At 38.2% G+C, this 14,390-nt stretch carries 11 protein-coding genes; 6 read left to right on the top strand and 5 right to left on the bottom strand.

What is annotated here, in order from left to right; translation table 11 throughout:
* Nucleotides 1–70: 70 nt before the first annotated feature.
* From gyrA to PVV64_RS08035, 6 genes are all read left to right on the top strand, one after another.
* Complete coding sequence (gene gyrA, locus PVV64_RS08060) at nt 71–2,857, top strand: DNA gyrase subunit A (RefSeq protein ID WP_273760539.1); 2,787 nt, start codon at nt 71–73, stop codon at nt 2,855–2,857.
* 21 nt (nt 2,858–2,878) lie between these two features.
* On the top strand, nt 2,879–3,400 hold the full coding sequence (gene coaD / locus PVV64_RS08055; RefSeq protein WP_273760538.1) for a pantetheine-phosphate adenylyltransferase: 522 nt from the start codon (nt 2,879–2,881) through the stop codon (nt 3,398–3,400).
* On the top strand, nt 3,390–3,983 hold the full coding sequence (locus PVV64_RS08050; protein ID WP_273760570.1) for a peptidylprolyl isomerase: 594 nt from the start codon (nt 3,390–3,392) through the stop codon (nt 3,981–3,983). Before coaD ends, PVV64_RS08050 begins: the two co-directional genes overlap by 11 nt.
* 17 nt (nt 3,984–4,000) lie before the next feature.
* A complete protein-coding gene (locus PVV64_RS08045; RefSeq protein WP_273760537.1) occupies nt 4,001–4,513 on the top strand; it encodes a peptidylprolyl isomerase in 513 nt (170 codons plus the stop codon).
* A gap of 1,145 nt (nt 4,514–5,658) precedes the next feature.
* Nucleotides 5,659–6,777, top strand: coding sequence for a tRNA guanosine(34) transglycosylase Tgt (gene tgt / locus PVV64_RS08040; protein WP_273760535.1), 1,119 nt, complete (start codon nt 5,659–5,661; stop codon nt 6,775–6,777).
* 701 nt (nt 6,778–7,478) lie between these two features.
* A complete protein-coding gene (locus PVV64_RS08035; RefSeq protein ID WP_273760533.1) occupies nt 7,479–8,687 on the top strand; it encodes an MFS transporter in 1,209 nt (402 codons plus the stop codon).
* 14 nt (nt 8,688–8,701) lie between these two features.
* Here PVV64_RS08035 and PVV64_RS08030 read toward each other — a convergent pair whose 3' ends face one another.
* The 5 genes from PVV64_RS08030 to PVV64_RS08010 all read right to left on the bottom strand — a co-directional run.
* Nucleotides 8,702–10,129 (bottom strand): MFS transporter, encoded by a 1,428-nt coding sequence (locus tag PVV64_RS08030; protein ID WP_273760532.1) that lies wholly within the window; start codon nt 10,127–10,129, stop codon nt 8,702–8,704.
* Nucleotides 10,130–10,250: 121 nt separating this feature from the next.
* Complete coding sequence (locus tag PVV64_RS08025) at nt 10,251–11,465, bottom strand: NADP-dependent isocitrate dehydrogenase (protein ID WP_273760531.1); 1,215 nt, start codon at nt 11,463–11,465, stop codon at nt 10,251–10,253.
* 934 nt (nt 11,466–12,399) lie between these two features.
* Nucleotides 12,400–13,437, bottom strand: a complete 1,038-nt coding sequence (locus PVV64_RS08020) for a tyrosine-type recombinase/integrase (RefSeq protein WP_273760530.1) — start codon at nt 13,435–13,437, stop codon at nt 12,400–12,402.
* An 8-nt stretch (nt 13,438–13,445) separates the two neighbouring features.
* Nucleotides 13,446–13,652: a hypothetical protein gene (locus PVV64_RS08015; RefSeq protein WP_273760529.1), complete on the bottom strand. Its 207-nt coding sequence runs from the start codon at nt 13,650–13,652 to the stop codon at nt 13,446–13,448.
* A gap of 121 nt (nt 13,653–13,773) precedes the next feature.
* Nucleotides 13,774–14,390 (bottom strand): lambda exonuclease family protein (locus PVV64_RS08010; RefSeq protein WP_273760528.1); only part of this gene is annotated, 617 nt, incomplete at its 5' end.

Raw genomic sequence — 14,390 nt, 5'->3', positions numbered from 1 at the left:
AAATTAGCATTTTTTTGCATTTTTCGATATAAACAAAGTGAAATGATTCTTTTTTGAAAGTTTTGAAGCTGTGAGCGATCTTACTCCACATCCAGAACGTGATATGCTGAACGGTATTGAACCGATCAGTATTATTGATGAAATGCAACGCTCTTATCTCGATTATGCGATGAGCGTGATTGTTTCGCGTGCACTTCCTGATGTACGTGATGGTCTCAAACCTGTTCATCGGCGTATTCTTCATGCCATGAATGAAATGGGACTTTCTTTTAATAAGCCTTATCGTAAGTCTGCAGGGGTTGTTGGTGAGGTTATGGGGAAGTTCCATCCCCATGGTGATGCTTCAATTTATGATGCTTTGGTGCGTATGGCACAGGACTTCTCTTTGAGAAATCCCTTGATCGATGGTCAAGGAAATTTTGGTTCTGTTGATGGTGATCCGCCGGCAGCAATGCGTTATACAGAATGTCGCTTAGAAAAAGTTTCACAAGAGCTATTAGCAGATATTGATAAAGAAACGGTTGATTTTCAGGATAATTATGATGGGCGTGAGCGTGAACCGGTCGTCTTACCAGCACGTTTCCCTAATCTTTTGGTTAACGGATCAGGTGGTATTGCTGTAGGAATGGCAACCAATATTCCTCCCCATAATCTTGGTGAAGTTGTGAATGGTTGTATTGCCTTGATTGATGATCCCAATATCACACTTGATAAAATTATTGAAATTATTCCGGGTCCTGATTTCCCTACAGGTGGTATCATCCTTGGCCATTCTGGTGTTCGTGCGGCTTATGAAACAGGGCGTGGTTCCATTATTATGCGCGCTAAAGTTGATATCGAAGAAATTCGCAGTGGTCGGCAGGCAATTATTGTGAGTGAAATTCCTTATCAAGTTAATAAAGCAACGATGATCGAGAAAATGGCTGAATTGGTGCGCGATAAACGCATTGAAGGAATTGCTGATTTGCGTGATGAATCTGATCGTGATGGATATCGCGTTGTTATTGAACTCAAAAAAGATGCTGTTGCAGAAATTGTTTTGAACCAATTGTATCGTTATACGCCACTGCAAACTTCTTTTGGTTGTAATATGGTGGCATTAAACGGTGGAAAACCTGAACAGATGACGTTGCTTGATATGCTTCGTGCATTCGTTTCTTTCCGTGAAGAGGTTGTCAGCCGGCGGACAAAATATCTTTTGCGTAAAGCACGCGAGCGTGCCCATGTTTTGGTTGGTCTTGCTCTTGCTGTTGCCAATATTGATGAAATTATAGCGCTTATTCGTAAAGCTCCTGATCCACAGACAGCGCGTGCGCAATTAATGGAACGACGCTGGCCGGCTGCTGATGTCGCGCCTTTGATTAAACTTATTGATGATCCCCGTCATATTATCCACGGGGACAATACTTATAATCTTTCAGAAGAGCAGGCGCGCGCTATTTTAGAATTGCGCTTGCAAAGATTGACAGCACTGGGGCGGGATGAAATTGCTGATGAATTAAATAAGATCGGCGTGGATATTGCTGATTACTTAGGGATTTTGGCATCGCGTTCACGTATCATGGGCATTGTGAAAGATGAATTGAATGCTCTTCGTGAAGAATTCGCTACGCCTCGACGTACTGTGTTTGGTTTTGGTAGCGCTGAGATGGAGAGCGAAGATCTGATCGCGCCAGAGGATATGGTGGTTACGGTAAGCCATAGTGGTTATATTAAGCGCGTTCCTCTCAATACATACCGTGCGCAGCGCCGTGGTGGAAAGGGGCGTTCTGGTATGTCTACAAAGGATGAGGATTTTGTTACGCGATTATTTGTGGCGAATACACATACACCGGTTCTTTTCTTTTCATCACGTGGGATTGTGTATAAAGAAAAAGTTTGGCGTTTGCCTCTTGGTACACCGCAGTCGCGCGGGCGTGCTTTGATTAATCTGCTTCCCCTACAGCAAGGTGAGCGCATAACAACGATTATGCCCTTGCCAGAGGATGAAGCACGTTGGAGTGCTTTGGATGTTATGTTTGCAACGACTCGTGGAACGGTGCGTCGTAATAAATTATCAGATTTTGTTCAGGTAAATCGTAATGGCAAAATTGCCATGAAACTTGATGAAGAAGGAGATGAAATTCTTTCGGTTGAAACTTGTACGGAACATGATGATGTCGTGCTTATAACGGCTAATGGACAGTGTATTCGTTTTCCAGTCGTTGAGGTTCGTGTTTTTGCAGGGCGTAATTCAGTTGGAGTGCGTGGTATTAATTTGGCTAATGGTGATAAAGTCATTTCGATGACACTCTTAGAGCATGTTGAAGCCACATCGGTTGAGCGTTCTGCTTACGTCAAACGTATGATTAATGAGCGCCGTGCTGTGGGGGCTGAGGCCGAGACAGATGATATTGTCACTTTTGATGAAGAAGAGGGAGGGGCAGAAACAGAGTTGACAGAGGAGCGCTATGCAGAACTTCATGCACGCGAACAGATGCTTTTAACAGTGAGTGAGTTTGGTTATGGGAAACGATCATCATCTTATGAATTCCGTATTTCGGGACGTGGCGGAAAAGGAATTCGTGCAACAGATCTCTCTAAAACGGCTGAAATCGGCAAATTAGTGGCGGCTTTTCCGGTGAATGCGCAAGACCAAATTATGTTGGTATCAGATGGAGGGCAGCTTATTCGTGTTCCTGTTGAGGGTATTCGTATAGCGGGGCGTTCAACTAAGGGCGTGACGATTTTTAATACAGCAGAAGGCGAAAAAGTCGTATCCGTTGAACGTATTTCTGAAGCCGAAGATGATGATAACCAATTAGATGATGAGGCAGGAAAACATTCTGATACGGTTGATGTGAGCGAGAAGAGATAATGTTGAAAAGTGTAGAGTGAAATGGAAAAAATTGCTCTTTATGCAGGTTCCTTCGATCCTTTTACAAATGGTCATCTTGATATTTTACAAGCCAGTTTTGCTTTAGCTGATAAGGTGATCGTGGCTATAGGGGTACAGGCTAAAAAAGAACCACTTTTTAGTTTTGAAGAGCGTGTTGCTTTAATTATTGAGGCAGGAAAAGAGTTGTTAGGTGTAGATCCTGACCGCTTACGAGTTATTTCATTTGATACTCTTTTGATTGATAAGGCGCGTGAAATTGGTGCTTCCTTTCTTATTCGCGGGTTGCGTGATGGCACTGATTTTGATTATGAAATGCAAATGGCGGCGATGAACAGTATCATGGCTCCTGAATTACAAACGGTTTTTTTGCCAGCGAGTGTTTCTGGGCGGGGCATAACTTCTACATTGGTACGCCAGATCGCTTCTATGGGAGGTGATGTGACGTCCTTTGTGCCTGCAAATATTGCCAGAGCTTTGGGCTTAAAATTTCAATTTTCAGGAGAGAATGATGATGTATCTTAGGTTTTTTGCTGTTTTGACATGTCTTTTTTGTTTTTTTTCATTGAGCGCTGTGGCAAATAATTCTAACGCGACTGATAACTCTAACGTGCTTGTTTTATCCCTCAAAAATGGTGATGTGGTGATACGTCTTCGTCCTGATCTCGCGCCAAAACATGTTGCACAAATCAAAAAATTAACAAGAGAAGGTGCTTATAACAATGTTGTCTTTCACCGTGTTATCCCAGACTTTATGGCACAGACTGGTGATGTAAAGTTTGGAAAAAAGGGTGGGGTAGATTTTGATCTTAAACGTGTTGGTATGGGAGGTTCCAATTACCCCAATATACCAGCAGAGTTTTCAAAACAGCCATTTAAGCGTGGTACTGTTGGTATGGCACGCTCACAAGATCCAAATTCCGCTAATTCTCAATTCTTCATTTGTTTTGCTGATGCTGCTTTTTTAAATGGTCAGTATACGGTTGTTGGAGAAGTCATAAAGGGAATGGATGTTGTTGATCAAATTAAAAAAGGGTCTACAAGTAATAATGGATCTGTAACAAATCCTGATGTTATTAATGCTGCTGTTTTGCAAGCTGATAGATGAATTAAAGGAGATTAGCCATGGCCGAAATGAGAGATTTAGAAAATACTTTAATTCTTGAAACAACCAAGGGTAGGGTGACTGTTGGACTTTTTGCTGATTTAGCTCCTGGTCATGTTGCACGTATTAAAGAGCTTGTGCGTGAAGGGGCTTATGATAACGTCATTTTCCACCGTGTTATCGATGGTTTTATGGCGCAAACTGGTGATGTGCAATTTGGCAAAAAGGACGGTGAAAAATTTAATTTATCATGTGCGGGCATGGGTGGTTCAGAGAAACCTAATTTAACAGCAGAGTTTTCGAATCTCTCTCATAAACGTGGTACGGTTTCTATGGCACGCAGCCAGGATCCCAATTCTGCTAATTCACAGTTTTTTATTTGCTTTGCCGATGCTCCTTGGCTTGATCGTCAATATTCCATATGGGGACAGGTTCTTGAAGGTATGGAGAATATTGATCAAATTAAACGCGGTGAACCTGTTGTCGATCCTGACGCAATCATTAAAGCTACAATTGCTGCGGATATAGAATAGGTTTATTCCTTTCAGTTGTAAAAGCACTATGGAAGGTGATTTCATCTGATTGTTGTCGTGTGTATTGTGAAGAATAATTGTCCTAATTTTAATCCATAAGAGGATCTAGTGTATCTTTTCGCGCATTAAGCTTTGTTCCTTTTAGAGCTAATGAGCTCACGGCATGGTGTTTTTTAGTGTTGGTAAATATCATGCTGTAAGAGAGCATGCATAAGATTTAATGTTTGTGTGAAGCCACTTGCTTGTCATTTTGATAAGATTAACTTATTCAACAATAAATATTTAGAACTTATTGTTTTTATAGCCACTTTTATATTTCAGGTGCGTTGGTTGAAATGTATTTTTTTATGTAAGTGGAATTTTCTAAGCAATGACCGCATGTAATCATTTGCATTGGATACATTTGTTTGAACAAATGGTAATTTTGCTTTGTGTTTCTTGAAAGAGGACAAAAAAAGCTTTTCATTTTTGCATTTTTAGATGAACGCAAGCCTTCATCTAAATGATATACGGTAATTGGAGTATAGATCTGAGATATACTTTTCATATCAAAATAATGTGCTTTTTCAATGTAACATATTATTTTATTCATATCGTAATTATAGTGTGATGGAAGATTAAAATGATAGTATAAAGCTTTTTTATTTGTAAAAAATTGACAGGCTATTCTTTACGAGAATTTACATTTATGAGGCGATGACAGAGAAGCTTTAGGCTATTTACATTTATATATAGACGTTATTTTTCCTGTGAAACTAAAATCTATTCGAATCTCTGTGCAATATTTTAGAGGCTTTTTCTCTCAAGACAAAACTTTCTAGCTATTATCGGTAGTGAAAGTATGTGAAAGGGAGAATTGTTGTTGTTAAAAAAAATCTCACAACTCTCTAAAATTTATAGTAGGCGAGCATGGATATCTTGGCGTGTAATGTTGTTAGGTCATTCTGAGAAATGGAAATTATTACGTTGATTGTGATCATGACTTGGTCGTGAAGATTTCTTTATCTCGTTTCATTTTTTATGCTAGTGACATTGTTTAGCAAATCGAGAATCAATCCATAAAGTTTATGATGCTACCTCTGAAGAGAGGTATAGCTTTTCTTTCTATGGCAGTATGAAACTATGGAAGTAAAAAGACGAGAGTGATGATAAAAACATTTCATTATAGAAAGATTGCTCAAGATGGCTCTGCCCGTCGTGGTGAAATTATAACAGGTCGTGGGGCTATTCGTACACCTGCATTCATGCCAGTTGGGACGGCAGGAACTGTTAAAGCTATGTATATGGACCAGATACGTGCTCTTGGAGCAGATATTATTTTGGGCAATACATATCATTTAATGTTGCGTCCAGGAGCCGAGCGTGTTGCTCGTTTAGGAGGATTACATGAATTTTCACGCTGGTTTGGACCTATTTTAACTGATTCTGGTGGGTTTCAGGTTATGTCATTGGAGGGAATCCGCAAAATTACTGAACAAAGTGTGATATTTCGCTCATATATTAATGGAGCGTATTATGAAATGAGTCCAGAGCGTTCTATCGAAATTCAGGGGCTTCTTAATGCGGATATCCAGATGCAATTGGATCAATGTATTGCATTACCTGCAAGTGAAAAAGAAATAGAAGCTGCTATGGAACTTTCATTGCGGTGGGCACAGCGTTGTAAAACAGCTTTTGGTGATCAGCCAGAAAAAGCATTGTTTGGTATCGTTCAAGGTGGTGATAATATGAAATTGCGTGAACGTTCTGCCCAAGCATTAAAAGAGATGAACTTGAAAGGCTATGCTATTGGAGGGCTCGCTGTTGGTGAACCGCAGAATGTTATGACTGCTGTATTGGATGTTACTTGTCCGATTTTGCCAGAAGATAAGCCACGTTATCTCATGGGAGTTGGAACACCTGATGATATTTTACAAAGCGTTGCTCGTGGTATTGATATGTTTGATTGTGTTATGCCGACGCGTGCGGGGCGTCATGGTTTGGCATTTACACGTTTTGGAAGAATTAATTTACGTAATGCGCGTTATGCGGAAGATCCCCTTCCTCTTGATCCACAGTCCCTTTGTCCTGCGGCAAATGATTATAGTTGTGCTTATTTACATCATTTGATCAAATCTGGTGAATCTCTTGGTGGTATGTTGTTGACTTGGAATAATCTTTTTTACTATCAACAACTTATGCAAGGAATTCGTGATGCTATTGAGGAAGGGTGTTATGCTGATTTTTGTGCTGAAACCCGTGCTTTATGGGCGCAAGGACGCTAAAGAGTTAATCCCCATGCACATGGTATCTACTTTTTCATATTGTTCAATTTGTTTTGTATTAAAAGTTTTTACTAGAGAAAAGTGAAAGATGCTTTTTAAAAGCATAAAATTGCCTTTGAATAAAAGATGGATGCACAACTTTATCGAACTATATTCTTTTTGCAATTGTAATAGGAAACAGAAACTGTTACTCCGGTACGCGCTACCTGATCCGGAGAAAAACAGTTTATTTCTGTTTCTCATGATTGTTTAGAGCAACAATGTTAATGAGGGGTTAGCAAAGCCTTAAAGAAGTATGAAAATTGCGCTTTTATAGAGTTATTTTTGTGTTTTTTTATGAAAAAATGAAATTTTTAAAAAAGCTCTCTCCTTTAGAGGGGGATTATGAAGATGATTTCATTTAAATTGTACGTGAGAAAACTTTAAATAAATAATGAATATTTTTAAGTTCTTAGCTTATTTTTATAAGAATATTTGCATAATTGAAGTTCTGTATTCGTTACGAAAGATTGTATTTGTTCTATTGTTTAAAAACAAATTCTATTTATAGATACGCATTTTAAAGCTAAAGCTATTGTTATTTTCATTGTGGATGATGTTTTAATGATACGTTGGAAATCTTTACATGGAGATGTAAGAGGGTTCTGAGTTTATTTGTGCTACGTTACAGATATTTATAATTGAGATATCATGATATAGAAATGATGATAGTGAAAAATTCTCATAAACAAAACCTTCTTGCATCAGGGGTTGATTCTCATACACAGTGTTTGGTAATTTTAGCTCTTGCGGTGGGAAGTTTTGCTATTGGTACGGCAGAGTTTGTGGCAATGGGGTTACAGCCAGAGATGGCGCGAAGCTCATTGGTTGATATTCCTACAGCGGGCCAATATATTTCTGCTTATGCACTGGGTGTTGTGATTGGAGCTCCTCTTTTAGCTGTTGCAACAGCTCCTTTCTCACGTAAAACTGTTTTGGCAGGGTTGATGTTTTTTTATGCGCTGGCAAATATTGCCAGTGCTTTTTTTTCTGATTTTAGCATATTGGTAACCTTACGCTTTATCAGTGGTCTTCCCCATGGCATTTATTTTGGTCTTGCGACTCTGGTTGCAGCTTCAATGGTGGAAATGAATGAACGTTCCAAAGCTGTTGGCTATGTTATGCTTGGTTTAACAATTGCCACCGTTTTAGGAGCTCCAAGTGCAACTTGGATTGGTCAGCTTGTTGGTTGGCAGATTTCTTTTATTCTTGTCGGTGCTCTTGCTTTATTATGTTTTTTGCTTATTTGCAAGTTTTTGCCCTCTGATTTGCTTCTTTCAAAAACAAGCCCTCTGCGCGAACTTTCTGCATTAAAGCAAAAACAAGTATGGTTTCTTTTAACGATGGTTTCGATTGGAGCCTCAGGATTATTTTCTGTTTTTACTTATATTAAGTCAACATTAATGCATATTTCTGGTGTTCCGCTTGAGTGGGTACCATTTATTATGCCGTTAGTTGGATTTGGAATGGTGGTAGGGAATCTTTTAGGACCTAAATTTTCAGTTAAAGTTGGTCTTTCACCAATGATCTTTTTTTCTATGCTTTGGAGCACATTTGTTTTTTTTCTGTTTTTCTTTTTATCCCATGCTCCGTTAACGGCAGCATTAGGATGTTTTTTTGTTGGTACTTCTTTTGCTGCTATGCCTTCTATACAAACAAAAATCATGGATATTGCTCTTCATGGACAGATTTTGGCAGGAGCATTAATGCAATCTGCTTTTAATATCGCTAATGCTCTTGGAGCAGAATCTGGAGCATGGGTTTTAAAGTTGGGCTATAGTTACGAATATACCGCCATTGTTGGAAGTGTTTTAACGCTCTGTGGATTAGTGATTTTTTGCATTTCATGGTCTATGGAAAAGCGTGTTTAATATTTTTTATTTATTCAGCTTTTTGATTGTCCTGTTGGATTTTTCAATATGCTATAGGAAATACGTAGAGCAAAAGGAATACCAAGAAAAAATAAAAAACTAATGAGTGCCACAAGAAGGGTTTTTGCGGCTGAAATCATTCCTACTACTCCTCCAGGATTAAAAAGACCAGCAAGATTCGTAATTGTTCCTGCAAGTGCTGCACTTAAAGCAGCTGAAAAAAGCTGTACAGAGGTAAGGGATTCACTCGCACGTAAAGCATCTTCATCATTTGCACATTGTAAGATTCGTTTTAGCAAATGTGGCCATGCTATGCCAGCACTTATCCCGATAGTAAATAATGAACAGCAAATGATAAAAATATATTCAGATGGAGAAGTGTTTGTTGGAACGAGCCACAAAAGAATGCTTATGCCCAAAAGATTTAATAGAGGGGAATATATAATGAGGCTGCGAACTTTTTTTGTGGATATACCAGCGCTTGATAGAGAACCACATGTCCAACCAAGACTCATAAGTGATGCTATATAACCGGCAATCAGTGGAGATTGTCCATGAAGCTCTTGAAGAAAAAGTGGAAAATAAAGCTCGATACTATATACGGCTACAGTTGTAATAAGTATCAATGCATAGACAGGAAAAAACTCGGAAGAGAAAGAAAAAGAATTGCGCGGTAACATAGGATGAAGTGTCAATGTTTCGATCTTTGCTAGAACAAAGAGAAGACACAGTCCGATTACTAACCCGCAGATTTTTGCAATTGTAGCATTCATAGCTCCCCCAATGGAAATGATAAAAATCAACAAAGTGAGTGTGAGGAGTTGTGCGAGGGGAAATGGAGATTTTGGAATATCATTTTTATTTTCTTTCGGTAAAACTTTAAAGGCTATGATCCAGAAGATGATTGCTAATGCCGCAATGATCCAAAAGGACGCCCTCCATACACCATAATGTATGCAAATGCCACCAATAGCTGGTCCTAACAGGATTGATACTCCCCACATTCCGGAGATAACACTTAATGCATGTGACCATACAGATGGATTACAGAGGATACGTATCATAGAATAGGAAAGGGATAGTAAAGAGCCGCTTCCAAATCCTTGAATAAAGCGCCCTATCAAAAATAAAAGCATAGTAGACGCAAGACTACATATAAGGGTTCCTACGATAAAGATCAATCCAGAGATAATATAAGCTTTGCGAGGACCGATTTCCCCTAATATTTTTGTTACAAGTGAAGTCCCAAGAAGTGATGCTATAATAAAAACAGTTGCTACCCAAGAATAATAAAGATCACCGTTCATCTCACTTATGAGAGAGGGTAAAATAGTGACAACAATATAAATATTGGTGGCGTGTAACATCACACCACTTGTAAACGTCAAAAAGCGGATACCATTCTTCCCCCATAAGAGTGCAGACCAACCTTGTTTTTTCACTGTTGTTACTATTTATAAAAAAGCCAACTTTTCTTAATTTATAAAACAGCTCTTTGAATTTGCCAAGAGAGATTCAAAGCTCTTCTTGCACAGAGCTTTGAAATTTCTATGAGATTATAATTTAATACCCCATTACTTTTTTAAGATTTTCATTAATTTTATCAAGGAATCCTGTTGTAGAAAGCCATTTTTGTTTAGGTCCAACCAAAAGGGCAAGGTCTTTAGTCATAAAACCTTCTTCGACGGTTTTAATACAAACCTCTTCTAATGTTGTGGCAAAGTTTTTTAATTTTTCATTATTATCCAACTTGGCACGATGCGCTAGTCCACGTGTCCATGCAAAAATAGATGCAATAGAATTCGTTGATGTTTCTTCATTTCTTTGATACTGACGGTAATGGCGTGTTACTGTACCATGTGCGGCTTCTGCTTCAACAATTTTACCATCTGGTGTCATGAGAACGGAAGTCATGAGCCCAAGAGAACCAAAGCCTTGAGCAACGATATCTGATTGTACATCACCATCATAGTTTTTACATGCCCAGACATATCCACCTGACCATTTAAGTGCAGAAGCAACCATGTCATCAATAAGGCGATGTTCATAGTATAACTTACGATTTTCAAACTCAGTTTTAAATTCTATATCAAATATTTCTTGAAAGATGTCTTTAAAACGACCATCGTAAGCTTTTAGTATGGTGTTTTTTGTTGAAAGATAAACTGGAAGATTCCGCTGCAGTCCGTAATTGAAAGATGCTCGAGCAAAATCGCGGATGGATTCATCAAGGTTATACATAGCCATAGCAACCCCTGCGCTTGGAGCGTCAAAGACTTCATGTTCGATAACTTGATTGTCATCACCAACAAATTTAATACTTAATTTTCCTTTACTAGGAAATTTAAAATCCGTTGCTTTATACTGATCACCAAAGGCATGACGCCCAATAATAATTGGTTTTGTCCAGTTGGGTACGAGACGTGGGACATTCTTACAGATAATAGGTTCGCGAAAAATAACTCCCCCTAAGATATTACGAATTGTACCATTGGGTGATTTCCACATTTTTTTTAAGTTGAATTCTTTAACACGTGCTTCATCTGGTGTGATAGTTGCACATTTTATGCCAACTCCATATTTTTTGATAGCATTGGCAGAATCGATCGTTACCTGATCATTAGTTGCATCTCGATTCTCGATAGAAAGATCATAATATTTGAGATCAATGTCGAGATAAGGATGGATCAATTTGTCTTTGATATATTGCCAAATGATCCGGGTCATTTCATCCCCATCAAGTTCAACAACGGGGTTTTCTACTTTGATCTTTGCCATTAGAAGTCCTTTTTTGTTTAAGTAATATTATATTTTTTATAACACTTTCAGACTTGTTATGAAAAGTAAAAACAAGAATGATGAAGAATGCTTCGAATATGATATCAATTAAAGATATATCTTTCTAGAAAATGAAAATTTTATTGGGGAGTTCATGTGTTCGGTGGATATTACTTGCGGTAAGAGGCTTTATTTATTTTTTGTTGGTGAAATATTTATTTCATTGTTTGAGAAACATATCTTCATTTTATTGGTCGTTTTTTCAATTATTATATAAGCTTAGTAAAGGCACGATTTGTTGGTGTAAAAATCCCCTGTGATGAAGAGGGGATCATAAAGTCACTTTGAGGAAAAGAACGTATAAGGGCTGGAGCTAAGCTTTAAGCAAAAACTTACACAATATGTTGTATGTTCGTATAGCTTGTAAATTTTCTCTTAATACGAGATGGAATTACAAAGGGATTCTATTTTTGATTGAGTTCCCACTTTTAATTATTGATGTGTGAACTATAGCACCATCCTTGAAAAAGGAAGAAATTATAAAGCAATTTCTATGATTTTGTGTATGCAGATATACAAAATCATACTTCAAAATTGGATTCTTGAACTTTAAAAGAGTACGCAAAATCAATCTATTCTCTATAATAGAAAAGACTATGATAAATCTAGGAGGGTTTAGAATCATTTAAATCATTTTTATAAGTAATTTTCCAAGAACGCACTTTGTAGAGGCATATTGGAAAATCTTATTCCCTCACTTTTATTCTAGTGCTCCTCAAGCTAAAAAACATATGAGAAATCAATATGTTATTTAAGAGAAAAAGAAGTATGGTACGCCCAAGGGGCGAATAAAAAGTAAGTAAAATAAAATATTTATGTTTAATGTAAGGGAATAGTTGAGTCTTAATTCTATTATGTTTTTTTGCTTCTATCCCTAATTTTTTTGGAGCTTTTTTATAGCTTCAAGAGCTAGTCTTTTACGATCTGCGCTCTTGGTATAAAGAGATGCCATTTGGTCTTCTGTCCAGCCAAAAATTGCTTTGAGTTGTGATACTGTTGCGCCAGAGTTAGCTGCGCGGGTTGCTGCTAATTTTCGCAAACCGTGTGCTGATTTTTTAATTCCAGCCGCATTACAAGCGTCTCTAAATGTATTGCCAAAACTTTCTTTTGTGAACTTTTGATTAATTTTACTACAGATGAATGTTTCATCACCAATAGGACCAGCTTCAAAAGTTTTGGCTAGTTCTGGTAAAATAGGCAGAAAAACATCTGTTTGGAATTTGCTTTTCTCTGTTTTGAGGTGAATGATATTATCTTTAACGTCTTTCCAGCCAATGCGAACAGCATCACCACGACGTAAGCCCGTATATAAGAGGACATCAATCCATACGCGTTCATGCGTACCATGATGCCATTTTTGATAATATTTCTCAACATCTTCTTCTGTCCAAGCAGGAAAGCCTTCTTTGTTTTTGAGAGGAGGTCTCTTAACACCTACTGTTGGATTACTTTCCAAAAGACCTTGTTCAATCGCCCAATTAAAAAGTCCATTGAGTGCTTTCAAAAAATTCCTGGCTGTTGCTGGTGTATCTTTACGCCGTTCCACACCGGCTATAATATGCTTCTTATCAATTGCTTGGTATGGAATGTTTCCTATGCTATCACATACCTTCATAAGAATGAGTTCTTTTTGTCTTTTTGTAGCTTTAGCGAGGCTATGCCAATTAACACTATTAAAATACTGTTTAAGCAGCCACGCAAATGAACCTTCAGTAAGTTTACCGGTTTTAGGCTTTGGAGGGATTATGCCTTGTAATTCGGCAAGAGCGTTTTTGTAATTGTCAACAAACTCTTGCGTTCCATAGGTTCCATGTACTCTACGACGTGGTCCATGACCAATGCGTACATACCATATAATTCTACCATGACGTGTAACTTCTTTGACAAGATGAGGGGGGCATGGTTTTGGCATGGTGAACCCTATAAGACAATATCATAATCATTAGGTAACAAGTTCCATGATTTGTCAGAATGATTAGTTGAGTTTGGTAATGGGATATTGTCTTTAAGATAGATAAGCAGTTCGCCGGTAGGTTTGATTTCTATGAGTTCGCACCCTTGCTTTTTAGCTTCTCTTAAAGCCCGTGCAATGGTTGGCTGGGTTATGATAGCTGGTCGTGGCGCCATATCTTTTCTCCCTAATTTGAAGTGCAATTCACCCGTGGCATGAATCACGCATTGATTGAAATTTGTTATGAAAGGGCGGGGGTGCTAGGAGGCATGCAATGAACAAAGCACCCCCATGAGGTTAAGCAGCTTTGGTCAAGATCTTTTTCATGTCTTGTTCTATTTCTGCTAAAAAGCTTTCAACCGCTTGATTGATTTGTTCAATTTGTTTGTCATCACGGTGAATGCGTTTGATTTTCATACGAAAGAGAGATGAATTGCCCGTAAAACGTGGGTCATAACTGATAAAATCACACCATTTGCGCCTCGTACAAGCCATTTGGAATTGCATTTGTGCAAGATATTCCGGTTTGATCTCATTATCGATAATGAAACGCATATGATTAGTAGATCTAGGGCATTTGATTTCGATTAACCCATCTTCATCAATCAGTCCATCAGGGCTAGCCCCCGCCATTTGAATTGTAGGGTGTTGGATAAAGCCGCATTGAGTGACTTGTGTATCATAAATGAATGCATATTCTCTCAAGGCATCTTCTTCATTTTCAATGCCCCATCTCATATCTTCTGTTTCATAATAGGGGCTTGTTTGACCCGTTAGACGTTCTGTAATGAGTTTGATTTTGTAATCCTCATATTTGCTTGTGGGTGTTCCTTTAGCTGTTTTACTGAGTATGTTGTAAATGTTTGAAGCGGTGACTTTGCCTAACCGTGCTTGAAACCATTCTTCTGTTCTTT

This window comes from Bartonella sp. ML70XJBT.G (genome assembly GCF_028618575.1).
GTDB lineage: Bacteria > Pseudomonadota > Alphaproteobacteria > Rhizobiales > Rhizobiaceae > Bartonella.
Note: the sequence above shows the minus strand (reverse complement) of the source record. Positions and strands in the feature narration are given on the sequence as shown.

Bases quoted from the DNA above. Each gene is read 5' to 3' on its own strand.
- PVV64_RS08035 (WP_273760533.1), top strand. From the start codon at position 7,479: ATGATGATAGTGAAAAATTCTCATAAACAAAACCTTCTTGCATCAGGG.
- PVV64_RS08015 (WP_273760529.1), bottom strand. From the start codon at position 13,652: ATGGCGCCACGACCAGCTATCATAACCCAGCCAACCATTGCACGGGCT.
- PVV64_RS08025 (WP_273760531.1), bottom strand. From the start codon at position 11,465: ATGGCAAAGATCAAAGTAGAAAACCCCGTTGTTGAACTTGATGGGGAT.
- PVV64_RS08050 (WP_273760570.1), top strand. From the start codon at position 3,390: ATGTATCTTAGGTTTTTTGCTGTTTTGACATGTCTTTTTTGTTTTTTT.
- PVV64_RS08045 (WP_273760537.1), top strand. From the start codon at position 4,001: ATGGCCGAAATGAGAGATTTAGAAAATACTTTAATTCTTGAAACAACC.
- tgt (WP_273760535.1), top strand. From the start codon at position 5,659: ATGATAAAAACATTTCATTATAGAAAGATTGCTCAAGATGGCTCTGCC.
- coaD (WP_273760538.1), top strand. From the start codon at position 2,879: ATGGAAAAAATTGCTCTTTATGCAGGTTCCTTCGATCCTTTTACAAAT.
- PVV64_RS08020 (WP_273760530.1), bottom strand. From the start codon at position 13,437: ATGCCAAAACCATGCCCCCCTCATCTTGTCAAAGAAGTTACACGTCAT.